21 protein-coding genes and 1 pseudogene are annotated in these 22,924 nt (G+C 72.8%); 6 read left to right on the top strand and 16 right to left on the bottom strand.

Annotation, left to right across the window (positions count from 1 at the left end):
* Positions 1-37 precede the first annotated feature (37 nt).
* Positions 38-1,495 carry an MFS transporter gene (locus ACWGE1_RS05695; RefSeq protein WP_453419275.1) on the top strand — a complete coding sequence of 486 codons (1,458 nt, stop codon included), beginning with the start codon at positions 38-40 and terminating at the stop codon, positions 1,493-1,495.
* 15 nt (positions 1,496-1,510) lie between these two features.
* Here ACWGE1_RS05695 and ACWGE1_RS05690 read toward each other — a convergent pair whose 3' ends face one another.
* Complete coding sequence (locus ACWGE1_RS05690; RefSeq protein WP_453419274.1) at positions 1,511-3,439, bottom strand: glycoside hydrolase family 5 protein; 1,929 nt, start codon at positions 3,437-3,439, stop codon at positions 1,511-1,513.
* 295 nt (positions 3,440-3,734) lie between these two features.
* On the opposite strand from ACWGE1_RS05690, the gene ACWGE1_RS05685 reads away from it, so the two are divergent.
* The 3 genes from ACWGE1_RS05685 to ACWGE1_RS05675 all read left to right on the top strand — a co-directional run bounded on the left by ACWGE1_RS05685 (position 3,735) and on the right by ACWGE1_RS05675 (position 5,417).
* Positions 3,735-4,043 carry a hypothetical protein gene (locus ACWGE1_RS05685; protein ID WP_453419273.1) on the top strand — a complete coding sequence of 103 codons (309 nt, stop codon included), beginning with the start codon at positions 3,735-3,737 and terminating at the stop codon, positions 4,041-4,043.
* Between the two features lie 138 nt (positions 4,044-4,181).
* A complete protein-coding gene (locus ACWGE1_RS05680) occupies positions 4,182-4,643 on the top strand; it encodes a Crp/Fnr family transcriptional regulator (RefSeq protein WP_453419272.1) in 462 nt (153 codons plus the stop codon).
* A gap of 330 nt (positions 4,644-4,973) precedes the next feature.
* Entirely contained in the window at positions 4,974-5,417 is a 444-nt protein-coding gene (locus ACWGE1_RS05675) for an SSI family serine proteinase inhibitor (RefSeq protein ID WP_453419271.1), read from the top strand.
* A gap of 241 nt (positions 5,418-5,658) precedes the next feature.
* Here ACWGE1_RS05675 and ACWGE1_RS05670 read toward each other — a convergent pair whose 3' ends face one another.
* Genes ACWGE1_RS05670 through ACWGE1_RS05660 form a run of 3 tightly spaced genes read right to left on the bottom strand, consistent with a single transcriptional unit; the run spans position 5,659 to position 7,955 of the window.
* The gene (locus ACWGE1_RS05670; protein WP_453419270.1) at positions 5,659-6,552 is read right to left on the bottom strand and encodes a GNAT family N-acetyltransferase; all 894 of its coding nucleotides are present in this window, start codon (positions 6,550-6,552) and stop codon (positions 5,659-5,661) included.
* Positions 6,549-7,487 (bottom strand): ATP-grasp domain-containing protein, encoded by a 939-nt coding sequence (locus tag ACWGE1_RS05665; RefSeq protein WP_453419269.1) that lies wholly within the window; start codon positions 7,485-7,487, stop codon positions 6,549-6,551. The genes ACWGE1_RS05670 and ACWGE1_RS05665 overlap by 4 nt, the downstream gene beginning before the upstream one ends.
* 42 nt (positions 7,488-7,529) lie before the next feature.
* Positions 7,530-7,955 (bottom strand): hypothetical protein, encoded by a 426-nt coding sequence (locus ACWGE1_RS05660; RefSeq protein ID WP_453419268.1) that lies wholly within the window; start codon positions 7,953-7,955, stop codon positions 7,530-7,532.
* A 164-nt stretch (positions 7,956-8,119) separates the two neighbouring features.
* Between ACWGE1_RS05660 and ACWGE1_RS05655 the strand changes: the two genes are divergently transcribed.
* Positions 8,120-8,845 (top strand): SIR2 family NAD-dependent protein deacylase, encoded by a 726-nt coding sequence (locus ACWGE1_RS05655; protein WP_453419267.1) that lies wholly within the window; start codon positions 8,120-8,122, stop codon positions 8,843-8,845.
* Positions 8,846-9,068: 223 nt separating this feature from the next.
* On the opposite strand, the gene ACWGE1_RS05650 is transcribed toward ACWGE1_RS05655, so the two are convergent.
* From ACWGE1_RS05650 to ACWGE1_RS05610, 9 genes and pseudogenes are all read right to left on the bottom strand, one after another.
* Positions 9,069-9,551, bottom strand: a complete 483-nt coding sequence (locus ACWGE1_RS05650; RefSeq protein ID WP_453419266.1) for a VOC family protein — start codon at positions 9,549-9,551, stop codon at positions 9,069-9,071.
* A gap of 125 nt (positions 9,552-9,676) precedes the next feature.
* Positions 9,677-13,255: a bifunctional glycosyltransferase/CDP-glycerol:glycerophosphate glycerophosphotransferase gene (locus ACWGE1_RS05645; protein WP_453419265.1), complete on the bottom strand. Its 3,579-nt coding sequence runs from the start codon at positions 13,253-13,255 to the stop codon at positions 9,677-9,679.
* A 194-nt stretch (positions 13,256-13,449) separates the two neighbouring features.
* Positions 13,450-13,824 carry a hypothetical protein gene (locus ACWGE1_RS05640; RefSeq protein WP_453419264.1) on the bottom strand — a complete coding sequence of 125 codons (375 nt, stop codon included), beginning with the start codon at positions 13,822-13,824 and terminating at the stop codon, positions 13,450-13,452.
* Positions 13,825-13,940: 116 nt separating this feature from the next.
* Positions 13,941-14,360: a roadblock/LC7 domain-containing protein gene (locus tag ACWGE1_RS05635; protein ID WP_453419263.1), complete on the bottom strand. Its 420-nt coding sequence runs from the start codon at positions 14,358-14,360 to the stop codon at positions 13,941-13,943.
* Between the two features lie 71 nt (positions 14,361-14,431).
* A complete protein-coding gene (locus ACWGE1_RS05630) occupies positions 14,432-15,223 on the bottom strand; it encodes a transcriptional regulator (RefSeq protein WP_453419262.1) in 792 nt (263 codons plus the stop codon).
* Positions 15,220-15,660, bottom strand: coding sequence for a hypothetical protein (locus ACWGE1_RS05625; protein ID WP_453419261.1), 441 nt, complete (start codon positions 15,658-15,660; stop codon positions 15,220-15,222). The genes ACWGE1_RS05630 and ACWGE1_RS05625 overlap by 4 nt, the downstream gene beginning before the upstream one ends.
* 181 nt (positions 15,661-15,841) lie before the next feature.
* Positions 15,842-16,063 (bottom strand): annotated as a pseudogene (locus tag ACWGE1_RS05620) (helix-turn-helix domain-containing protein); the annotation flags it as partial.
* A 157-nt stretch (positions 16,064-16,220) separates the two neighbouring features.
* A complete protein-coding gene (locus tag ACWGE1_RS05615) occupies positions 16,221-16,841 on the bottom strand; it encodes a DUF6461 domain-containing protein (RefSeq protein WP_453419260.1) in 621 nt (206 codons plus the stop codon).
* Positions 16,842-16,897: 56 nt separating this feature from the next.
* On the bottom strand, positions 16,898-17,461 hold the full coding sequence (locus ACWGE1_RS05610) for a TetR/AcrR family transcriptional regulator (RefSeq protein ID WP_453419259.1): 564 nt from the start codon (positions 17,459-17,461) through the stop codon (positions 16,898-16,900).
* A 128-nt stretch (positions 17,462-17,589) separates the two neighbouring features.
* On the opposite strand from ACWGE1_RS05610, the gene ACWGE1_RS05605 reads away from it, so the two are divergent.
* Positions 17,590-18,903, top strand: a complete 1,314-nt coding sequence (locus ACWGE1_RS05605) for a helix-turn-helix domain-containing protein (RefSeq protein ID WP_453419258.1) — start codon at positions 17,590-17,592, stop codon at positions 18,901-18,903.
* Here the strand turns inward: ACWGE1_RS05605 and ACWGE1_RS05600 are convergent.
* The 3 genes from ACWGE1_RS05600 to ACWGE1_RS05590 all read right to left on the bottom strand — a co-directional run bounded on the left by ACWGE1_RS05600 (position 18,812) and on the right by ACWGE1_RS05590 (position 22,904).
* Positions 18,812-20,761 carry an APC family permease gene (locus ACWGE1_RS05600; RefSeq protein WP_453419257.1) on the bottom strand — a complete coding sequence of 650 codons (1,950 nt, stop codon included), beginning with the start codon at positions 20,759-20,761 and terminating at the stop codon, positions 18,812-18,814. The two genes, ACWGE1_RS05605 and ACWGE1_RS05600, sit on opposite strands and share 92 nt — an antisense overlap.
* A 51-nt stretch (positions 20,762-20,812) precedes the next feature.
* Positions 20,813-22,270: a helix-turn-helix domain-containing protein gene (locus tag ACWGE1_RS05595; protein WP_453419256.1), complete on the bottom strand. Its 1,458-nt coding sequence runs from the start codon at positions 22,268-22,270 to the stop codon at positions 20,813-20,815.
* 178 nt (positions 22,271-22,448) lie between these two features.
* Positions 22,449-22,904, bottom strand: coding sequence for a (2Fe-2S)-binding protein (locus tag ACWGE1_RS05590; RefSeq protein WP_453419255.1), 456 nt, complete (start codon positions 22,902-22,904; stop codon positions 22,449-22,451).
* Positions 22,905-22,924: the final 20 nt, after the last annotated feature.

Below are 22,924 nucleotides of genomic sequence, written 5' to 3'. Positions count from 1 at the left end.
TTTGCCGCTCGCTCCCTGCCGGGTCCACCCTCCCGGCATGAGCCCACACAGTGATTCCAGAACCGGCCCCGGACAGCGCCGCACCTCCCGCCCGGGCGGGACGGCGGGCGGGGCCGCCGGGCGGACGGCCGCGGTCCGGTGGGCGCTCGCCGGTCTCTCGCTCTGCGTACTGCTGTCCGCGCTCGGCACGGGCATCGCCCACGTCGGCCTGCCGACGCTGGCGCAGGTGTTCTCCGCCTCCTTCCAGCAGGTCCAGTGGATCGTCCTCGCATATCTCCTCGCCGTCACCACCCTGGTCGTGGGCGCCGGACGGCTCGGTGACATCGTCGGCCGCAGGCGGCTGCTCCTGGCCGGGATCGCCCTGTTCACCGCGGCCTCGGTGCTGTGCGCCGCCGCGCCCACGCTCTGGCTGCTGATCGGCGCCCGGGCGGCGCAGGGCCTCGGAGCCGCCGTCATGATGGCCCTCACCATGGCCTTCGTCGGCGAGACGGTCCCGAAGGAGCGGACGGGCAGCGCCATGGGGCTGCTCGGCACGATGTCCGCGGTGGGCACCGCTCTGGGTCCGTCGCTGGGCGGGGCCCTGCTCGCCGGGTTCGGCTGGCGGGCGCTCTTCCTCGTCAACGTCCCGCTGGGCATCGTCGCGTTCCTGCTCGCCCACCGTCATCTGCCCGCCGACCGGCACCGGTCCGCCGGGGCGGACCGGGCCCGCTTCGACCACGTGGGCACGCTGCTGCTCGCGCTGACGCTCGCGGCCTACGGGCTCGCCATGACCCTCGGCCGCGGCCGCTTCGGTTCGCTCAACGCAGCACTGCTGCTGGCCGCCGCCTGCGGGGCCGCCCTCTTCGTGCGGGTCGGGGCGAGGGTGGCCGCGCCCCTGGTCGAGCGGGCGCTGTTGCGCGATCCGGTGATCGGTGCGGGTCTGGCCGCGAGCGCGCTCGTGTCGACGGTGATGATGGCGACGCTGGTGGTCGGGCCGTTCTACCTGTCCCGAACGCTCGGGCTCGACGAGGCCCCGGTCGGGCTCGTCCTGTCGGTCGGGCCGCTGGTCGCCGCGGTGACCGGGGTGCCGGCGGGCCGTCTCGCCGACCGGTTCGGGGCGCGGCGCATGACCCTCCTCGGGCTCCTCGCGATGGCGGCCGGCTCCTTCACCCTGGCCGGGACGCCGGCGCTCGGTGTGCTCGGGTACGTCACCCCCCTCGCCGTCGTGACCGCCGGTTACGCCGTGTTCCAGACGGCCAACAACACCGCCGTCATGGCGGACGTCGGCCCGGACCGGCGCGGTGTCGTCTCCGGCATGCTGGGCCTCTCGCGCAACCTCGGACTCGTCACCGGTGCGGCCGTCATGGGCGCCGTGTTCGCGCGGGCGTCGGGGACGGCCGACTTCGCCTCGGCGCCCCCCGGGGCGGTGGCGGGCGGGATGCGGTTCACCTTCCTGGTCGCGGCGGTCCTGATCCTGGTCGCGCTCGCCGCCGCCGCGGGCCGCCGCCGTAGCTAGGGGGCAAGACACCCCCTAGGGAGTGTCCGGCACGGGCAGCGGACGGCAGAGCAAGGCGGCCGGGGAGGGCCGGGTGGCGGCGCGGGTGGTGAAGGCGATGCCCGCCGCGTACTCGGTGGGCAGGCACTGACCCTTGTAGTGCCCGGAGGCGAAGTCACCGCCTGGGCTGCCCGGCGGCCGGTTGTCGCCGCGGTCGAACCACAGCGTCCGGCCGCCTCCGGGAAGGGCCGTACGGGCCGGGGCGCACAGCGCCGCCGAGACCCGCTCGCCGCGCAGGCTGTAGCCGATCAGGAACTGGCCGCCCGGGCACTGGAACTTCGTGTACCCGGTGGCCCAGTCGCCGCCCGCCGGGACGTACCTCTCGTCGCGGACCACGGTGTGCCCTCCCGTCGGGGCGCGCAGGTCGGAGGTGGTGCACAGGCCGCGGCCGCCGGTGTGGCCGAGTCCGGTGAGGCGGGCGCCGTCGGGGCAGACCCCCTTGCGGGCCCCGCTGTCCCAGTCACCGGCCGCGCGGGTGCGCAGCGAGGCGTTGTGATCGCGGTGGTCCGTGGTCAGCTGGTACCAGGCGGTGGTCGCGGGGACCGGCCCGGTGCGGCCGGGGGTGGTGGTGAGCGGGGTCCAGCGGGCGGTGCGCCAGTCCCCCGGGTCCAGTACGCCGGAGCGGCGGCCGGTCGCGTCGTAGCGCAGGACCGCCCAGCTGTCGCCGCCCGGGGCGCCCTGGGCGTTCGTGCTCCAGCCGACGAGGGGCCAGTACGCGAAGTCGGCGTCGGAGCGCGTCAGATAGCCGGTGAGGCGGTCGAACCAGGTGCGCGGGGCGGCGCCGGTCTCGTCGGCCCCGATGCCGAACTCGCTGATCCAGACGGGGGCGGTGAAGTGCGTGCCGGTTTCCGCGGACACGAAGAATGCCTGGTCGTAGAGGGTCTGTTCGAGCTGGGCCGCGGTCATGTCCTGGTAGCGGAGGTCGCTGGTCTCACCCATGCCGGTCGCGCCGCTGTGCCGGGGGCCGGTGTAGCCGTAGAAGTGGGCCGAGTAGACCAGTTTGTTCGAGGTGACCAGGGTGTGGGAGAGGGTGCGTACGGGGGTGAGGGTGGGGCGGCCGTGCGGGAAGCCGTCCACGGGCAGGCCGAACCAGTTGATGCCCTCGACGACGATCAGCAGGTTCGGGTTGGCCTCGGTGAGGATGCGGTCGGCGGCCTCCTGGGCGGCGGCGTGCCAGTCGTGGTTGTCGCCGAGGCCCCAGTTGGGGTCGTCGAAGAAGTCGCGGCGGACCTCGTTGTAGAGGTCGGCGCCGACGACGCGCGGGTTGTCCCGGTAGCGGCGGGCGAGGAAGACCCAGTCGTCGGCCCACTGGGCGGTGGAGCGGCCGCTGTTCCAGCGTTCGTTGCCGTCGAGGCCGCAGCACCAGCGGGTGGTGACGGTGTGGTTGTTGAGGATGACGGCGAAGCCCGCGTCGGTGAGGGCGGCGACCACGGCGTCGTAGACCTGCAGGGGCGTGCGTCCGCGAAGGGCGGGATTGGCGGCGACGGCCGCGTCCGGGACGGGGGTGGTGTCGCGCAGCATCTCGTTGGAGAAGGGCAGCCGGATGCTGTTGAGCCCCAGGGCCCGGAAGTCGGCGAGCAGGGTGGTCAGGGAGACCCGGTCCAGGCCGATCGGGATGCCGTGGGCGTTCTGCCCGCTGTGGTGCGTGGCGGGATCGTTGCGGTCGCCCGAGCCGTTCCAGGAGCCCTGGGCCCCGTCCCAGTTCCCGGAGCGCAGGCGGAAGCGGTTGCCCTGCGCGTCGACGATGTACCGGCCGCGGGTGGACAGCGGCGCTGTCCAGGCCTCGCCGCCGGCCGTACCGGCCGCGGGCTGCGGGGCGGCGTGGGCGGGTGCGGCGGTCGGCGCCGCCAGGGCGCCCGCCACCAGCAGGAGGGCGCACAGTACCGCGCGTAAGAGGCTCTTCATCTTGCTCCTGCCGGGGTCCGGCCGTCCGGGCGGGCGGCTGCCGCCGGGCAGGTTACCGGCGGGTTGCCTCCGGCGGAAGGGAACGCACGGACGTTTTCGGGCGGCGGACGGCAGCCTCCGGACCGGGTCGGTCGGGTACGGGCCGGGCCGGTTCGGCGTCCGGATCGGGCCGGTCGGATCCGGCCGTCCGGCAGTCGATCACGCACTGTCACCCTGCAGAAACGGCCCCGCGCGGGGCCGCGCCCCTCTACCGTGCCCTGAGGTGATTCGGGCACGGCACCGGAGGGCGGGGCGGATGGACGACGAAGAAGACATGCGGCTGGCGGGAATGACGCCGGAGATCTCCCGCCGCACCCTCGTCCTGCTGCGCGGCCTCGCGGGCCTCGAACCGCCCGAGCAGGTCCCCGAGGAGGCCATGGTCGTCGCCGACGCGGTCCTGGCCGAGCACGGCACGGACGGACTCCGGGTGCTGGTGATGACGCTGGCGGCCTGGGCGACGGCCCAGATCGAGAATGTCGCCGAGCTCAGCGGCCGCAGCCACGAGGCGGTCCTGGACGCGATGGAGCTGGCCTGTCTGGAGGCGAACGCCGAAGACACTCCCTGAGGCGCCCTGCCCGGGGCGGTGGGGCCGCCACCCGCACCGGGCGCGAAGAAACCGGGTCCGGTCCGGCCGCGATATGGCGGGCGTCGGCGACACTGGGGAGAGCAGGAGCGTCGTGGGGGGTCGTGATCGGAGGCCGTCGTGAGCACACCTTCCCCCATCAAGATCGCCGCCGTCCTGTCCACCGAGCACCGTGGACGGCTGATGTCCCAGGCCCGTGAGGTCAATTTCCCGGAGGGTGCGCGCATCTTCGACGAGGGGACGCGGGCGGATTCCTTCTGGATCGTGCGTTCCGGCACGGTGACCCTGGAGGTCCCCGTGGCCGGCCGGCGCCCCGCGCCCGTGGAGAACCTCGGCCCGGGCGAGCTGGTGGGGTGGTCCTGGCTGTTCCCGCCGTACGTGTGGCAGCTCGGCGCGGAGGCGATGACACCGGTGCGGGCGTACGAGTTCGACGCCGCGACCGTCCGGATGCTGATGGATGCCGATCCCACCTTCGGGTCCGCGATCGGGCACTGGGTCGGGCGCGTCCTCGCGATGCGCCTCCAGCAGACGCGCACCCGCCTGCTGGAGCTGTACGCCCCGCGCCTGAGCCCCACCGCCTAGGGTTCGGCGACCCGGCCGCGTACGCCCGCCGACCCGACCGCGCTGCTGTCCGCCGGACAGGGGTGGGCCCGGCCTGCCCCCGGGGGGTTCCGGGCGCCGTACAGGCAGATCACAGCGGGGGTCCCGGCATGTTTCGGGGAGGTCTCCCGGTCGGTGTTCGGCCGATTCAGGGGTCCGCTCCCGCACAGGTCAGCCCGCTCGCACGGCTGCGGTCTGCAGTCATTCGTACACGATCGGTGACGAGAAATGGGGGTGCGAACGGGCGTTCCCGGCTCGGGTCGGCAAGACTCTGTCCGCTATCCGAAACACCAACCCAAGGGAGTGTTCGAAATGCGGTCCATCGCAAAGGGTCTCGGGCTCGGTTCCGCCGCCATGGCGCTCACCGCGCTCACCGCACTGGCCTGGCCGGGTACGGCCGGAGCCGCACCGATCGGTACGGAGAGCCTGTACGCGCCGTCCGCGCTGGTGCTCAGTGTGACGGCGGGGCCCAATGCCGACGCGGGCACCGTGCTGCGCGCCGTGACGCTCGTCTGCTCGCCGACTCCCGGCGGGACGCACCCGAACCCGGCCGCCGCGTGCGGCGAATTACGCGCGAACGGCTCGCAGCTCGACCCGCTCGCCGCTCCGGCCGCCGACGCCGCCTGTACCAGGGAGTGGAACCCGATGACGGTGGCGGCCGTCGGGGTGTGGCAGGGCCGCCGGCTCAGCTACACGTACACCTTCGCCAACCCGTGCGGCCTGCGGAACACCAGCGGCACGCTGTTCGACTTCTGACCCCGCGATGAGGTGGGCCGGGCGGCGCCGTGCGACCGCCGTCCGGCTCACAGGGCCCCAGACCACCCAGCCCGCGGTGGCCAGGCCGTCACTGTCGTTGATCCGGCCCAGGACACTGAGCACGGCGGCGCCATGCGCCATCGCCGCAGCAGATACGACGTGCTGTTCCCCCGGAACGGCGCGACGGCGATCGGGCCACGCGCAGTCCAGGTCCCGATCGACCCGCAACTGCCCGGTTCCTTCAGCCCAGTTCGAGGCTGGTCACACCGAACAGCTCGGCCAGGGCCAGGTCCGGGGTCGGGCCGGTGTACATGCGGGCGGTCTCGAAGGCCGGAGTCAGGCCGAGGCCCTCGAACACCGCGGCGGCCGCCGGGTTCGCGTCCGGTGCGTCCACGGACACCAGCCCGTCGGGTGCGTGCCGCGCCAGTCTCCGCAGCAGGGCCGCCGCCACCTCCGGGGTGGCCGCGTACAGTGGGCCGATCCGGTCGGCGGCGCTGGACGGGCGGATCACGCCGAGGCCCTCGATCCGGCCGTCCCGGACGGCGGCCAGGGCCGTCCGCCCGGGCAGCCCGGTCCAGGCGGCCAGGAACGCGTCGCGCGGTGCGGGGAAGAACCGCCGGTCGTAGGCGGCGAGCAGGCCGAAGGGCAGGGTGCCCGCGTCCACGATCTCGATCCCGGCACCGGCACCGGCACCGGCACCGGCACCGGCACCGGCACCATCGTCCCCGTGCGGGGCGTCCTCGCGCGGGGCACCCTCGTAACGGAAGTTGCTCCAGGCCGAACGGAAGCCGGATTTACGGTAGTTGTCCTGCTGATCGACGACCCCGTCCAGGCCCACGAGCCGCCCGCCGAGCCGCTCCATCCCGGCGTGCCACAGCCGGATGCCGTAGCCCTGGCCACGGACGGCGGGGCGGGCGATGTAGAAGCCGATGAAACCGAAGCCGGCGCCGTACCGCACGGCGGAGATGCAGGCCACCGGCTCGCCATCCAGCCGCCCGACGAGGAACCCTTCCGGGTCGGCCACCGCGAACGCGAACCGGTCCGAGTCCCCCGGATTCCAGCCCTCCTCGTCGGCCCAGTCACGGATCAGTTTCATGTCGGCCGCGCTCGCACCGGTGATCTCGAATCCCGTCATGCCGGTGTTGTACCAGATGGGGACGGTGTGCGCAGGAGTGCCTGATCAGTCGTCAAGAGGCTGACGAACGAGGCGGGATCGACCTCCCCATGGAGGTCGCTGACCTGTCCGTCCCCCACTTCGACGACCCGCCAGACCCCGTCCGCGCGCAGCGCGAGGTCGGTGGTCACGAAGGGGCAGCCGAGCGCCCCGACGGCCGCGCGCACCGGTTCGAGGTCCGGTTCCGGGACCTCGGCGAGCGGGCTGTCCGGGTGGGCGGTGACCAGCCGGGGCTCCCCGTCCCGCCACCACACCCGGACCTCCGCGGCCGCCGCCTCCGGCGCGACGAAGTCCTCGAAGGCCCTCAGCACCACGCCGCCCGCCAGGAACTCGCCCTGCAGTTCGACGAAGCGGGCGACGACGCGGTGCAAAGCTTCCGGGTCGCCCAGGTCGGGCACGTAGCAGGCCTCGTCCCACTCGTGCTTGCGGGACTTGACATAGTCCTTGACGACGGCGGCGCCCGGCGGCAGGCCCGCCGCGAGGGCCGCCAGACCCTCCGCGTCCGGGGTCACGCCCTGCCCCGTCGGCAGCCAGCCGCTGACCGGGGTCAGACCCGCGAAGGTCTCGTACCATCCGGGGAGTTCGTGCGCCCGGCCGTACGCCTGCGGGGAGACGGCGAGCGCGCCGCCGCGCCGCCGCAGGGCCGCGTCCAGTTCCGCGTACCGGCCCACGGGGATCATCCAGCCCCGGTACCAGAGAGCTCCGGACCCGGCGGGCACCCGCGCCACCGCCCGCTCGGCGTCCCCGGCGAGCAGCGCGTCGTGGTCGATGAGCACGACCGTGCCCCCGGCGGCGCGCAACTGGCGGGCCTCCGCCGCGAAGTGGGCGTCGGCCCGGCGCCCGTTCAGCGGGTCGGAGCAGTAGAGGACGGTGGTGGTCGCGGTCGTCGTCGGCATGTGCCCACCCTAAGGACCGGCCCGTGGATCACCGTACGGATTTCAGCCCGCGCAGATCACGTCGTCGAGCCGGATGGGCTTGGAGTCGAGGCGTACGTACGCGGTGAAGGTGTCCGTGGTGCCGGAGGCCCAGTGGGTGGTCACCGTGGCCCAGCCGACTGCGGCGGCCTGGGCGACGGTGACCGGGCCGATGCTGATGTCCTGCGGCTCGTTCTGGGCGCAGAGCAGGACGTCGACCTCCTCGTTCTCCTGCTGTCTTTCCTTGAGGACCGGAGAGACGCGGTTCTCCCGGTTGTACGTGGAGGGACCGTGGTCACCGTAGAAACCGGTGAGGAAGTCGCTGATCTGGGCAGCGGTGTGCCCCCGCACGGCGGCGGCCGGCGCGGCGACGGCGGGGACGCAGGGCATGACCGGCAGCGCGAGCAGGGCCGGCAGCAGGGCGGCAAGGCGGTGCGGCTTGAGCATCATGTCCGGTTCTGTACCCGCCGGGCCGGTGGATCGGGAGGGCTGGGCCCGGATCTCACTCCTGCGGGGGTCGGGATTCACCGCAGAAACGACCCTCCCGCCCTCCGTCCGGCCGGTGCGCGGAAATGGGCTCGCGGGCGGCCCGCGCCGCTGCATAGGGTCGGTGCATGGGGAAGCCACTTGTCGCAGTGTTCAGCGGGGCCGGAATGTCCACCGACTCCGGAATTCCGGACTACCGGGGCCCCCAGGGCCTGTGGCGGCGGGAGCCCGACGCCGAGAAGCTGGTGACCTACGAGTACTACATGGCCGATCCGGACATCCGGCGCCGCTCCTGGCTGATGCGCGCCGAGCTCTGTGCGCTCGGAGCACGGCCGAACGCCGCGCACGTGGCCGTGGCGGAACTGGAGCGCGGCGGCACCCCGGTGCGGGTGATCACCCAGAACGTGGACGGGCTGCACCAGCTCGCCGGGATGCCCGAGCGCAAGGTGTTCGAGCTGCACGGCAGCGCCCGGTCGGTGGTGTGCACGGCCTGCCACGCCCGGTCGGGCATGGACGAGGCGCTGGCCCGGGTGGCCGCCGGGGAACCGGATCCCGCCTGCCTGGTGTGCGGCGGGATCCTCAAGTCGGCGACGGTGATGTTCGGCCAGCGGCTGGACCCCGAGGTTCTGGGACAGGCGATGGCGGTGGCCAAGGGGTGCCGGATCTTCATCGCCGTCGGGTCGACCCTGCAGGTGCAGCCCGCCGCGTCACTCGCCGGCATGGCCGCGGAGGCCGGGGCCCGGCTGATCATCGTGAACGCAGAGGAGACCCCGTACGACCCGCTCGCCGACGAGATCGTCCGCGAACCGATCGGCACCGCCCTGCCGGCCCTGCTGGCCCGGATCGCCGCCTAGGCCGTCTCTTTCGGATCTTGCCGGTCGGGCCCGCGTCGTCCGGTGCCGTGCATCTCCCCCAGCTATCGCTGGGAGGTGCCCCCTGGGCGGAGGAGCACAGTTGTACTGGACGTACTGCGGTGCTCCGACAACGCGGCGAGGTGCGGTGCCGGGCGGCGCGGGCCCGGCAAGATCCGAAAGAGACGGCCTGGCCCCTGGCCCTGGCCCGGCCCCCGACCTGTGTCTACCCCGCGTCGGCCGCCCGCCGCATCTGTGCCACGTCCAGCTTCTTCATCTGCATCATGGCGGCGGTGGCCCGGGCGGCCCGGGCCGGGTCCGGGTCGGCGATCAGGTCGATGGCGCCCGGCGGGATGACCTGCCAGGAGACGCCGAACTTGTCCTTGACCCAGCCGCAGACACCCTCCTCGCCGCCGCCTCCGGTCAGCGCGTCCCAGTAGTAGTCGGCCTCCGCCTCGTCCGCGCAGTGGATCTGGAAGGAGATCGCCTCACTGAACGTGAACTGCGGGCCGCCGTTGAGACCGATGAACTTCTGGCCGTTGATCTCGAACTCCACGACCATCACCGAGCCGGACGGGCCGGGGCCCGCGTCGGTGTAGCGGCCGATCCGGCCGAGCCTGCCGTCCTTGAAGACGGACAGGTAGTGGTCGGCGGCCGCTTCCGCGTTGCCGTCGAACCACAGACACGTGGTGAATCCGTTGCCGCTCATCTCTGCCTCCGGGCCGGTGGGTGGACGGTGGGCACCGTCCCTCACATACAGACCGGCCCCGGACCCGAAATTCATCGGTGGGTCCGGGGCCGGTCCGTGTTCAGCCGGAGATTCGCCCGTACGGCTTACTTCGCGGGCGCCGCACCCTGCGCGAGCATGCGCTCGACGACGCGCTCGGTGGCGCTGCCGTCGTCGAGGTCGCAGAACTCGGCGCGGAAGGCAGCCCGGGCCTCGGCGTACTCCGCCCCGACCGCGTCCGCGTTGCGCACGGCCTCGATCAGGCTCGCCGAGTCCGCGAGCAGCGGCCCCGGCGCCTTCGCCTCCAGGTCGAAGTTGAAGCCGCGCAGCGTGCCGCGGTAGTGCTCCAGGTCGTACGTGAAGAGCAGGATCGGCCGGTCGGTGTGCGCGAAGTCGAAGATCGCGGAGGAGTAGTCCGAGATCAGCACGTCGGCGACCAGCAGCAGGTCGGCCGCGTCGGGCCAGCGGGACACGTCGACGACGAATCCGTCGCGGACGCCGTCGCGGACCTGCTCCGTCACGTGGTGGTGGCTACGGATCAGCAGGACGTGGTCCTCGCCCAGCTCACGGCGGGCCCGGTCCAGGTCGATCCGCAGGTCGAGCTTGTAGCCGCCCGAGAAGCCCTCGTTGTTCTCGCGCCACGTGGGCATGTAGAGGACGACCTTCTTGCCCTCGGGCAGGCCGAGCCGGCGGCGGACCTCGGCGATCCGCTGCGCGTCGGGCCGCACCAGGGCGTCCGTACGCGGGCTGCCGGACTCGATGACCTCGCCGTCGTAGCCGAGGGCGCGCTTGAGGAGGGGCGTGGCGTAGGAGCTCGGGGAGGCGAGCAGGGTCCACTGGGCGCTGTCGTGCTCCAGCCCCTCCAGGATCTCCGGGCTCGTGTAGTAGTCGTGCACGAAGTCGTGGCCGATCTCCTTGATCGGCGTGCCGTGCCAGGTCTGTACGACGACCTGGCCGGCGCGGCGCTCGAAGCGCTGCGGCACGTTGTCGTTGGTCACGTAGTAACGGGCGCGGGCCAGCACCTCCCACGACTCCACGCTGTTGTACTGCACGGCGCGGGCGGTCTCCGGGACCTCGGTCCGGCCGTCGCGGACCAGCCAGATGTGCTCCAGCTTCTCGCCGCGGCGCACCAGTTCCTCGTGGATGGCGCGCGGCGAGTCGCCGGAGCTCTGCCCCTGGAAGGTGTCGTAGACGACGATGTCCTTGACCGGCAGGGCGCGCTGCGCCGGGTAGGTCTCGAAGCGGGCGACGCGCTGGGCGTAGTTGGAGCGGTCGTGCGGGCTGATCAGCGGGTCGGCGACCAGCACCATGCGGTCGTGGAAGCGGGTCTCGACCCGCATCCGGCGGCCCTGCACGGTGAGCGGGTGCGGCCCGGCGAAGAGCAGGCCGGGGCCCATCTGCACGGGTGCGCCGCGGTCGACGCCGAGCAGGCCGGCGGTGGTTCCGCCCTGGGCAACCGGGCGCAGCGTGGGCCACCAGCGGCCCTCGGGGAGCGTGGTGCTGCCTGCGTACGCCTCGGGGAGCATGGGCCGGAAGGTGGCCTCGAAGGAGTCCCCGTCGCGGGTGACCGGGTAGACGAACTCCACGCCGTGCGCGTTGTGCAGGACGAACTCGTAGGGCTCGTCGGTCGGCGCGAGGAAGCGGCCGCGCAGGGTGAGGGTGCCGTCCTCGGCGACGACCTCGTCGACCAGCGGCGGCGAGGGCTGCACGGAGAGGGTCAGGTGTCCGGTGTTGCCGCGCTTGGCGAAGAGGGAGCGGCCCGCGTCCTCGCCGGGCAGGGGCAGGACGAGGCCGTCGAACCCGCCGCGCTCGTCGTGGACCATGCGGTGCTCGGTGCCGTCGGGGCCGACGACGGAGAGGCTCCAGGGCTCGGGGGCCCACTCGCCGGGCTCGCACGCGGCGTCCGGTACGGCGGCCAGCTCGGCCAGCGGTACGCGGGCGGTGAAGGAGGTCCGGCCGGCGCCGGACGCGGCGCTCTCCAGCGGGAAGGTGAGGACGGTGCCGGTGGTCACGTGGACGGCCCGCAGCGTGGTGGCGCCGACGGCCTCGGCGGACAGCTCGCCGGTGATCTCGACGGCGTCGTCACCCGAGGGGTGGACGTCCAGCGCGCGGGCGCGGACGATCTCCACCTGGATGGTGAGGGCGCCGGAGACGGACGGGACGATCCGGACGTCGGGGGCGACCCAGTGCGGGGGCGGGTTCTGGCCGGTGTCGTGCTCGCCTCCCCTGAGGCGGGCGCGGTGCAGGCCGCCGGCCCCGGTGACGGCGATCGAAGTGGTCCATATCCCCTGGTTCCACTTGCCGCCCGACTGGAAGATCGAGGGGTCGATGACGGCCGTGAAGCCGGCCCAGTCGGCGTGCCGCAGGGCGAGGTGGGGCGACTTCACCGTGGCCATCGGGGAGGCGACGGTACGGGCGCTGACGACGGAGCGGCGGCGCTTGCCCCCCTCGCGGAAGACCAGCATCTTGCGGGAGCCGAGGCGGCTTTCCGCACCGAGGTGGCCGGGGAGGGCGTAACCGCGCAGCAGCAGCTTGCCGTCGGCCCAGGCGGCCTGTTCCAGGCGGCTGACGACACGGCGTTCGCGCGGGCCGAGGGTGAGGATTTTGGCCGGAACCGGCGGACGGCCCTGCAGGAAGGGATAGTCCGCCTGCGGGCGGGCGAGGCCCTTCACCGGCACGCTGTAGCTGTAGTCGCGCTGGTGGTGCTGGAGCGCGATGAAGTCGTCGACGCGGCCTTCGCCGGCCAGGTACGCCTTGAGCCGGTCGGCGACGGTCAGGTCGGACCAGGGGCCGGTGCCGATCTCGCGGACGAGACCGCCGACCTCCTTGACGAACGCGGCGCGGAAGTCGGGGCCGCCCTCACCGACGTACTTGTAGATGAGCGGGAGTTCCTCGCTCAGCACGTTGTAGTCGTAGTCGCGCAGGTAACGGACGTACTTGGCGCCCTGCTTGGCCTTGAGGGACTCACGGACCAGGCGTACGGACTTCACGCGGTCGATGAGGGAGACCGGGTCGGTGGAGCGCTGGGTGATGGAGCGCTCGCCGGTCTCGCGGACGCGCCAGTGGTAGACGCAGTCGCTGATGATGTCGACACTGGAGGCGAAGTAGTGTGCCGGGATGCTGACCGGGGCGTCCTCGTAGAGGATGCCCTCCGGGTACTGGAAACCGTGCTTGTCCCAGAAGGAGCGCCGGTAGACCTTGTTCCACGCGGTGCGGTCGGTGACCAGCGCCGGGAACTTGGAGATGTGCGTCTTCAACTGGGTCCGGGCGAAGGCGGCCCGGTGGCCCCAGGACTGCTGCATGCCGACGGAGCGGAAACGCTTCACGTTGCCGCCCGCGAAGTCCGAACCCGTCTCGTCCAGCGCCTCGATGAGCCGCTGGTAGGCGTAGTCGGGCATCGTGTCGTCACTGTCGACGAAGGCCAGGTACTCACTGTCCTTGTCGGCGTGGCGGGCGCCCACGTTACGGGCGGCGCCGAGGCCGGCGTTCTCCTGCATCACGACGCGAAAACGCTTGTCCTTGGCCGCGAACGCCTTGGCGATGACGGCGCTGGTGTCCGTGGACCCGTCGTCCACGAGGATGACCTCGAAGTCCTCGAAGGTCTGCGATGCGATGGATTCCAGGCACTCGTCGAGGTAGAGCTCGACGTTGTAGACGGGGACGACGATGCTCAGGCGCGGGGGCATGGGTGGCGGTTTCTCCAGCGTTTTATGCTTTATCGATGATCAGCTGCTCACAGCATCTTACTCTGTAACAGAGTCATAAACTCCACCCATATGGGGCATAGGCAGCCAACCGCCAGGGCGGACGGCAAAGAATTCAGCCGTCCGCCACTTCGACGATGCGGCACGACGCGCCCCGCCGCGCCCGCTGGGGCCGGTCAGACCTCCAGCTCGAGCTCGATCTTCTTCAGTTGATGGCGGGCCATCGCGAGGTTGGCCCGTCCCTTGTCGAGGGCCAGATAGAGGAAGAAGCCCGCGGAACCGCGGCCCTTCAGCAGCCGGATCAGGTGGTACTGACTGCCGAGGGTGATGAGGATGTCCTCGATCTCGTCCTTGAGTCCGAGCATCTCCATCGTGCGGACCTTGGCACGCACCACGTCCGTGTTGCCCGCCGCCGCGACCGCGAGGTCGAGGTCCTTGCCGCCGCCGATCGTTCCGAGGGCCATGCCGCTGCCGTAGTCGACGAGGGCGGCGCCGATCGCGCCCTCGATGATGGTGGTGGCTTCCTTGAGCGCGGTCTCCACATTGACCATGGGGGGAACCTCTTTCTCGTTCTCGTTGTGAGTGGGTTGTGACTGGGATGTAACTGTCTGTAGCCGTGGCGGCGCGTGCCGGACATGTCGGGCCCTGCCGCCGACCGGAGCGCGAATCACCCGGGCGGGACTCCGGGACCCCGTCGCCCGAGGGTGTGGTCGATCAGTTCTGCTATCCGGAGACTGGAGCGCCGGGCCTCCAGGTGGAGGCGCCCGACGTTGACGCGGGGTTCGGCGGTCAGCGTGAGGACGGCCGCCAGGCCCGCGGCGTAGGTGGCGACGTATCCGTCCTCACCGCGCACGAGAAGTTCACGGAAGGCGCCCTGGCCGGTGGTGTCGCTGAGCCGCTGGGCCACCCCGAGGGCGGCGGCGGTCAGCGCCGCGACGGCCTCCGCCTCGGTGGCGGCGCTGTCCTGGGCGAGGACGAAGCCGTCGGCGCTCGCCGCGAGGGCGCCGGTGAGCTGGGGTACCCGGGCCCGCAGCCTGCGGAGCTCGGCGAGTATCTCGGCCTCCGCCTCGGGGGGCACCGTACTCATGTCGGCCTTTCTCCTTTCGGGCTGCCTACGCTCGGAGCGGTCGGCGCGCAGGGCCGGTCGCAGCGGGAGCCTCACAGACTTGCCTCCAGTGCGTCGCGTAACCGGCGGAGCAGCGCCACGTCCGGGGATTGAGCCTCGGTCATCCAGTCGGGCAGGGGCACCTCGGCCGGTGGCGGGGCCGGGGTGTGCGGGGTCTCGACCAGTCCGGCCGCCGCGAGGCGCCGTACGTCGAGCAGGGTGTGGAAGGCGGGCCGGCCCAGGACCCACGCGAGGTCGGCCGGGGTGCGCAGGCCGTCGGCGAGGCCCAGCAGTGCCCGCTGGCGGGCGGTGACCGTCTGGCCCGGCGCGGCCGCCCGGGGTACCACCGGGGAGGTGTCCAGCAGGGGGTACGGCCAGACCGCGTCGAGCAGGTCCTGGCGGCGCCGGGTCTCCCGTTCGACGGCGGCGGCGGGAACGGAGCGGACGGAGCCGATCCAGTGGGTGGCCCCGCGGCGGAACCGGGAGGGGCCGCTGCCCGGGGAGAGTGCGAAGAAGGCGGCGTCGAATATGGCGGCGAGATGGCATATCTCCAGCTCTCCGTCGGCGAGGCCGCCGCTGTCCACGAGGAAGCGGGCCACCTGCCGGCGGGCACCGGCCCGGTCCACGGCCTCCCGCCAGCGCTCGGGGGCGAGGCCGCCGCCGGTGGTGAGCAGTACGTCGAGGCCGGGGGTGGCCGGGCTCTCCGCGTGGACGATGCGGCCGTCCTCCAGGAAGAGGGTGCCGCGGTCGCGGAGCAGGGCGCCGGTGGCCCGCTCCTCGGCGAGTCGGGTGAGGAGGGGGGAAACGGCGGCGAAGGCGTTCGCCGCCGTGGCCGGGGCGGTCATCTGAGCACCAGCTCCTCGGCCAGGGCGCGGAGCCTGTGGCGCGCGAGGGCGAGATTGCCTTCTGTGCGGTCGAGCCACAGGTGCAGGAATACGCTGCTGTCGAAGCTCGTCTCGACGAAGCGCAGTACGTGGTATCCAGTGCGGGTGGTGACGATCAGATCCTCGACGGGCGGGCCGACCGGTGGGCCGACGTACGAACCGGCGGAGGGAACGGCTCCGCCACCGCGTGCCGGGTCGGCCTCCACGGGGGCGAAGGACTCGTACTCGGCTGCCGCCCGAGCCAGTTCAGCGGTCTCGGCGGCGGTGGTCTCGTGGTCGCCCACGGGTGATTCCCCGACGGTGCCGAGGGCCAGTCCGCTGCTCCAGTCGACCAGCGCGGCCCCCCGCGCACCAGGCAGGGCCATGGCTTCGAGCAGGCATTCGTCGATCCCGGGCACGCGGGCTCCCCTCCCGGCCGGACGTGCTGTTTGCACGGTCGTACGGCGCGACAGGAGGGAACTTACTCAACTTCCACAGGGCGAAAGGGCGTTCTGGCATTTTCCGCTGGAACATGCCAGGAAGGCTGCGAGAGCTTGGCCGGAACGCGTCGAAATTTGATCACGAGGCGAGCGGAAGATCGTCCGCGAGACGGAACGACCCTCCCTCGCGCTGGACGTAGCCCTCGTGGCTGAGGGTGCGCAGCAAGTGGTACACGGTCGGCAGGGGGATCCCGGTGAGCCGGGCGAGCCGTTTGGCCGTCGCCCCGCCTTCCGCGGACATCGCTTCCAGGAGGCGCAGTGCGCGCTGCACGGAACCGATCAGGGTGGGTGTGCTGTCCTTCTGACTGTGGTCGGTGCCCATGACTGGTCCCCCTGCTCGGTACGACGCCTGGCAAACCCATCAAAGTGGCTCACCGGACGCAAAACCAAGCGGACGCGCGTAAACCTGAGCATAAGATCACCGCATCCCGGCCCCCGGAGCGCCGGGTGGAGTCGGCCCGACCGCCACGGCACACCCCCTAGCGCGTACTGGTCACGTACGCCGGGAGCGCGGTGTCCGCGATCAGATGGCGCGGCAGGGACAGCGCGAAGCGGCGCTCCACGACGGCGAGGGTGTGGCGGTCGCGGTCCGCCTCCGGTTCGTCGGCCGGGCGGGCGCACGCGCCGTCCGGGGTGAGGACCCCGGCCGCGATCAGCTCCGGGAGCAGGAAGTCCGGCCGGTGGCCGCCGCGCCAGCATTCCTCGCCGAGGCCGAAGCAGCACACCAGCTCGCCGTCCCGGGCGTACGCGAACTGCTTGGGCGGATGGTCGGGCTGCGGGTCGAGGTGGACGGCCTCCACACCGCCCCGGGAGATCTCGGCGAGGCGTTCCGCTCCGGCCGGCACGCCGTGCTCGACGGCGAAGGACCAGCCGCCCCACCTGCCGATCCGGGCCACACCGTCGCCGTCCACGGTCTCGGTGACCATGCTCCAGGCGTCGAGCGCGCCCATCGGTCCGGGGTGCACGCCCGGCAGCGCGCCGAGCCGTGCGGCGAGCTCGTCGGGGCCTATGCCCCGGGCGAAGGTCAGACCGGCGAACCACTGGTCCCAGTCGGCCAGCCACCGGATCCCGTCCGCCGCGCCCTCTGTGATGTCCGCCATGTCCGCACTCCCCACGGTTGCCCCACCCCGCCGGTGCTTGTTCCCCGGCACGATAGTCAGTCCGCGGGCTTCTCCGGGAGGAGGCGCTCGACCATCGTCCGAATGAGCCCCTGCACCGGGTGCGCCTCCAGCATCGCGGGCGCGGTCAGGTCGTCCACGATCAGACCGAGCATGGCCAGGTAGAGGAGGGCCACACCCTGCCGGTCCCCGGGCAGGCCGGCCTCCAGGTGCCAGGCGATGTTGGCCTCCAGCTCGGCGCCCTGGAAGCCGGCGAGCTCCTCCTGGAGTTCGGGACGCCGGGTGCCCTCCAGCCGCAGCTCCAGCATCGCGATGTGCACGCTGCGCTCGCGCCTCATCCGCTCCAGGAGCGCGGTGAGCAGGACCTCGGTGTCCAGCGGGCCGGCGAGGTCCTCCGGGTCCGGGACCAGCCGCTCCCGGGTGCGGTGCAGGATCTGCACGAGCAGCTGGGAGCGGTTGGCGAAGTAGTTCGAGGCGGTGCCCGTGGGCACGCCCGCCTGGGCGTCCACCGCGCGCAGCGTCAGGCCGCGCGAGCCCTCGCGCGCCAGTACTTCGATGGCGGCGTCGAGCAGTGCGGCGCGGCGCTGCGGGTTCTGGCGCATGGGCGGTCCCTGGGTGTCGGTGGGGCACGTCGGGGGATCACTGCAGGTGCAGTGATTCGCACACGGTAGCGGACGCGGCCGGTCCGGGCCCTCCCCACCGCGCCCTCCCCCGTGTCAGGCTGCGCGTCATGGAGCGGATCATCGAGGAGATACGCGAGGACCTGTCCCGCCGGATCGCCGTGGCGGCGGACCGGCTCGCCGACCGGACGCTGGCCGAGGACCCCGCCTACGCCGCCCTGCTGGGCCGGGCCGAGCTGCGCGAGCGGATCCACCACCACCTCCGCCAGGCCGTCGAGGGCCTGGTCCGCAGCTCCCGCGGCCTGCCGCCGGAGCTCTCCGACGCCCGGGCCGTCGGCACGCTCCGCGCCGAACAGGGGCTGCCGCTCCCCTCCCTGCTGCGCACCTACCGCCGCGCCGGCCGGCTGCTCTGGCAGAGCCTCACCGAGGCCGTGACCGCGCACGACCGGGCGGCGCTGCCCCGGCTGCTGCCGGGGGCGGCCGCCCTGTGGGACGTCCTGGACCAGATGACGGACGCCGTGACCGAGTCCTACCGCCGCACGGAAGCGGCGCACGCCGACCGGGACCGGGAGCGCCGGGCCGTCCTGCTGGACGTCCTGCTCGACGGCGTGCAGAGTCCGCCGGCCGGTACGGACGGGCCGGCGGCCACGGCGTCCGCAGGGGCAGGAGCCGCCGAGGCCGCCGCCGGGCTGGGACTGCCGGAGCGGGGCCGTTTCGCGGTGGTCGTCCTGGCCCGCGACGGCTCCGGTACTCCCGCCGCCCCGGTCGGCGTGGACGATGCCGACTCCGCTCCGCGCGTGCTGTGGCGGATCCGCGCCGACGGGGAGGTCGGCCTGGTGGAGCTGGGCCACCATCCGCTGGAGTCCGTACGGGACCTGCTCGCGCCCCTCGGGGTGCGCGCGGGGGTCAGCCCGGTCGTCGGCGCGCCCGCCTCTGTGGCCCGGGCGCACCGGTTGGCCGTGCTCGCGCTGCACACCGCCCCCGAGTCGGAGGGCCCGCGCACCGCGCTGCTGGACGAACGGCTGCCCGCGGCGCTGATCGCGGCCCAGGCCGAACTCGCGGGCCGGCTGCGGCAGGTGGTGCTGGGGCCGGTGCTCGCGCTGCCCGCGGAGGACCGGCGGACGCTGCTGACCACGCTGGGCACCTGGCTGGCCTGCCAGGGCTCGACCACGTACGCCGCGCAGCGGCTGTACTGCCACCGCAACACGGTCTCCAACCGGCTGCGGCGCCTGGAGCAGCTCACCGGCCGCTCCCTGTCCGACCCGCGGCACGTGGTGGAGTTGGCGCTGGCGCACTCCGCGGTACTGCAGCGCGGCGCGGCACCGGAGGCGGCTAACCGTCCTGCGGTGCCCGGTCCGCCGCCTTCGCCGGCTTCGCCGACTCCAGGAGGTACGGCACGTCGATCACCGCGACGCCCGGCGTGAACAGCAGCCGCGCCTTCAGCCGCAGGGCGTTCTGGTTGTGCAGGGGCTGCTCCCACCAGTGGCCCACCACGAATTCGGGGATGACCACCGACAGCATGTCCGTCCGGGAATCGGCGGCCAGTTCCTCGACGTGCGCCAGGATCGGGCCGATGACCTCCCGGTACGGCGAGTGCAGGATCTTCAGCGGAAGGCCGGTGTCGTGCTCGGCCCACGCCTCGCCCAGCCGGGCCGCCTCCTGCTCGTCCGCCGCGACGGTGACCGCCGTCAGGGTGTCGGGACGCAGCCCCTGGGCGTAGCCGATGGCCTTGAGCGTCGGGGCGTGCACAGCGGCGACCAGGACCAGTACGTGGTGGCGTGCGGGTCTGCGCGGGATCGCGTCGGGGGCGACGGCGACCTGCCGGGCAACCTGGTCGTAGTGGCGGCGCACGCCCTTCATGCCGAGGAAGAGCAGCGGCATGGCGATGACGACCAGCCAGGCCCCGTGCGTGAACTTGGTGAGCAGGACGATGACCAGGACCAGGGCGGTCATGGCGGCTCCGACCGCATTGATGGCGAGCCTGCGGTGGATGTGGACCCGCTCCTCGCGCGGGGTGGCCGGTGAGGCGAGCGCCCTCCTCCAGTGCCGGACCATTCCGGACTGGGAGAGGGTGAAGGAGACGAAGACGCCGATGATGTAGAGCTGGATGAGGCGGGTCAGTTCGGCGTCGAAGGCCACGATGAGGGCAATGGCGGCGAGTGCGAGCAGGACGACGCCGTTGGAGTAGACGAGCCGGTCGCCGCGGTTGGCGAGCTGGCGGGGCGCGTAGCGGTCCCTGGCCAGGATCGAGGCGAGCATCGGGAAGCCGTTGAAGGCCGTGTTCGCGGCGAGGATCAGTACGCCCGCGGTGACGGCCTGGAGCAGGTAGAAGAGGAAGTGCCAGCTGCCGAAGGTGGCGCGGCCGATCTGGGCGAGGGCGGTGGAGGTGGCGGTGCCCGGGGGCAGCCCCAGTTCGGTGGGGTCGGCCGCGACGTGCACCTGGTAGGACATGGCGAGGGCGGTGATGCCGACGAACATGGTCACGGACAGCACGCCCATCGCGGCGAGCGTGGTCGCCGCGTTCCCGGCCTTGGGCTTGCGGAAGGCGGGAACGCCGTTGCTGATCGCCTCGACGCCCGTGAGGGCGGTGCATCCGGAGGCGAAGGCGCGCATCGCGAGGAACACCAGGGCGAGCCCGGTGTAGGTGCCGACGGCGTCGATCGGGAGGTCGGCGGACTCGGCGCGGATGGTGTCGCCGGTCCCGAGCCGGACGGCGGCGACGGCGAACATGAGGTAGATGACGAGGACGAAGCCGTAGGTGGGGATGGCGAAGACGCGGCCCGACTCCCGTACGCCGCGCAGGTTCATCAGGGTCAGCAGCACCACGAAGGCCACGGACAGGGCCACTTCGTGGTCGCTCAGCGAGGGGATGGCCGAGGTGATGGCGGAGACGCCGGAGACGACCGAGACGGCGACGGTCATCACGTAGTCGACGAGCAGGGCGCTGGCGGCGGTGAGGGCCGCGGTCTGTCCGAGGTTCTCGGAGCTGACGACGTAGGCGCCGCCCCCTCCGGGGTAGGCGTGGCAGGTCTGCCGGTACGAGGCGATGACGACGATGAGCAGGAAGACGATGGCGGCGGCCGCGTACCAGGTGAGGTGCAGCAGTGCGACGCCGCCGAGGGCGAGGATCAGCAGGATCTCCTCGGTGGCGTACGCCACGGAGGAGAGCGGGTCGCTGCAGAAGATCGGCAGGGCGAGTCGCTTGGGCAGCAGGGTCTCGCCCAGACGGGTGGTGTCGAGGGGCTCGCCGACCAACATCCGTTTCGCATTGATACGCCTCATTCAGGCATGATCGTGCATTTATTTCACCTCACACCCCTTCTGGGGCTTGTGTCACTCTGCGAGCTCCTCCGCCCGGTGCGCCAGCCACAGGTCGTGGCGGGCACTCGGGGACTGCAGCAGGGAACGCTCCAGGAGCGCCTCGATACGGGTCAGCCGCTTGCGGGCGCCGGGGACGGAGACGCCCAGCGCGGCGGCCGCCGGGACGAGTTGGGCGTCGTGCGCGAGCCAGACGCGGACCGTGTCGCGGGCTCCCGGCGGCGCGTCCGGGCCGGTCAGCCCGCTCAGGTGGGTACGGGCCCAGTCGGTCAGGCGCGGATCGCGCAGCACGCCGTCGAGATCGGGGACGGCGGCTGTGGCCGCGGCGGCCGCGGCGCTCCCCTGCCGCGCGCTCGGGGTCAGCCGCAGCGCCAGCGAGAGCGCCGCCTGGTCCGCGAGGCGGGCCAGGTCCATGCCGAGCAGCGTCTCGACCAGGCGGAGCCGGGCGGCCAGGGTGTTGCGGTGGACCTTCAGCAGCCGGGTCGCGTGCGAGGTGAAGTTCAGCCAGGCGTGGGCCGTGGCGCGCAGCTCCTGCCCGCCGGGGTCCTGGGGGCGCCTGGGCTCGTACGCGTGCAGGGGCGCGAGCAGGGCCTCGGCCCAACCGGCCCCCGCTTCGTGCGCGGCGAGCGCCAGCTCGGGTCCGGGTCCGAAGCGGGCGTGCCGTTCCTGCCGGCCCCGGGCGACGGCCAGCGCGTGGAAGGCCTGGGTGTACGCGGCGGGGGCCTCGCTCAGGCGCGCCTCCCCGCTGACCCCGACCGCGCAGTCCGGGGCCACTCCCACCAGAGCCCCGGCCAGGGGATCGGCCGCGGCGGACACGGCGGCGGGGCCGGCCGGGACCAGCACGATGAGGTGGTGCACGTAGACCGGGCAGCGCACGATCCAGGCCCGGCCGCCCGTCAGCTCCCGGCACAGCCGCGCCACTTCGTCGCGCCGGCCGGTCCGGCATTCGACGACGTACATCCGCATCGGATCGGGCAGCGAGGGGCCCAGTGCCCCGGCGACCTGGTGGGCGGTGGAGACCAGGCCGTTCATCAGCAGGTGGAGCACCGCCTCGCGGGCCCGCGCCTCGGCGCGCCGGGTCCGCTCCTCCCGCCGTACGGCATCCTCCGCGCGCAGGACGAGGGCCAGCGGTACGGCGGCGTCGGCGAGCAGTGCGGGCGCGTCGGGGTGGTGCGGCCGTTCCAGTACGGCGGCCAGCGCGCGCGGGCCGTCCAGTGCGAAGAGCAGCGTCGCGCGGTCACCGTCGTACAGGACGGCCGACCGCACGCCGCGGGCGCCCAGTTCACCGGCGCCGCGCACGGCGCTCTCCGGAGCCTGCGCCTGGCCCTGCACGTGCCCCTGCCCGTGTCCCTGTTCGGCGTCCACCACCCCGACCCAGCCGCCGAGGTGGGCGCCGAGCCACTCCAGGAGCGCGGCCGATCCCCCGGCGTGGGCGAGCCGGTGAACCTTGAGGACGTCGTCGGACCGGGACACGGCCGCATTGAACCACCCGGCGCACACTGTGCGCTGTGATACCCGTCTCGCGCCGTCACTGTGCGCGGCGAATCCTGCGAACGCCCCGTCCACCGCATAGCTTTGGTGACGAGCGGCAGGGTCCCGGCGGCTTCGAGTCGATCGGACACGGGGGAGGCCCCCGGGATCCCGCCGCCGCTCACATCCGGCGCGCCGCGCTGCGGATCGCCTCCCGGATGCGGAAGTAGGTGCCGCAGCGGCAGATGTTGGCGATGGCGTCGATGTCCTCGTCCGTGGGCTCGCTCGTGCGCTTCAGCAGGGCGACGGCGGCCATGATCTGGCCGGGCTGGCAGAAGCCGCACTGGGCGACATCCTGTTCGAGCCAGGCCTCCTGCACGGGGTGCAGGTCGTCCCCGTTCGCCAGGCCCTCGATGGTGGTGACCTCCTTGCCCGCGCATGCGGAGACGGGCACCACGCAGGGGCGGACGTCGGCGCCGTCCAGGTGGCTGGTGCATGCCTTGCAGACGTCCACCCCGCAGCCGTACTTGGGGCCGCGGACACCCAGCATGTCGCGGAGCACCCACAGCAGGGGGAGGTCGTCGGGCGCGTCCACGGTGACGCTGCGCCCGTTGACGGTGAAGGTGTGCGAGGGCACGGGGGTACTCCTGGATCCGG

It is taken from the genome of Streptomyces sp. NPDC054932, assembly GCF_053610205.1.
This window is presented reverse-complemented; position numbering and strand designations above follow the sequence as displayed.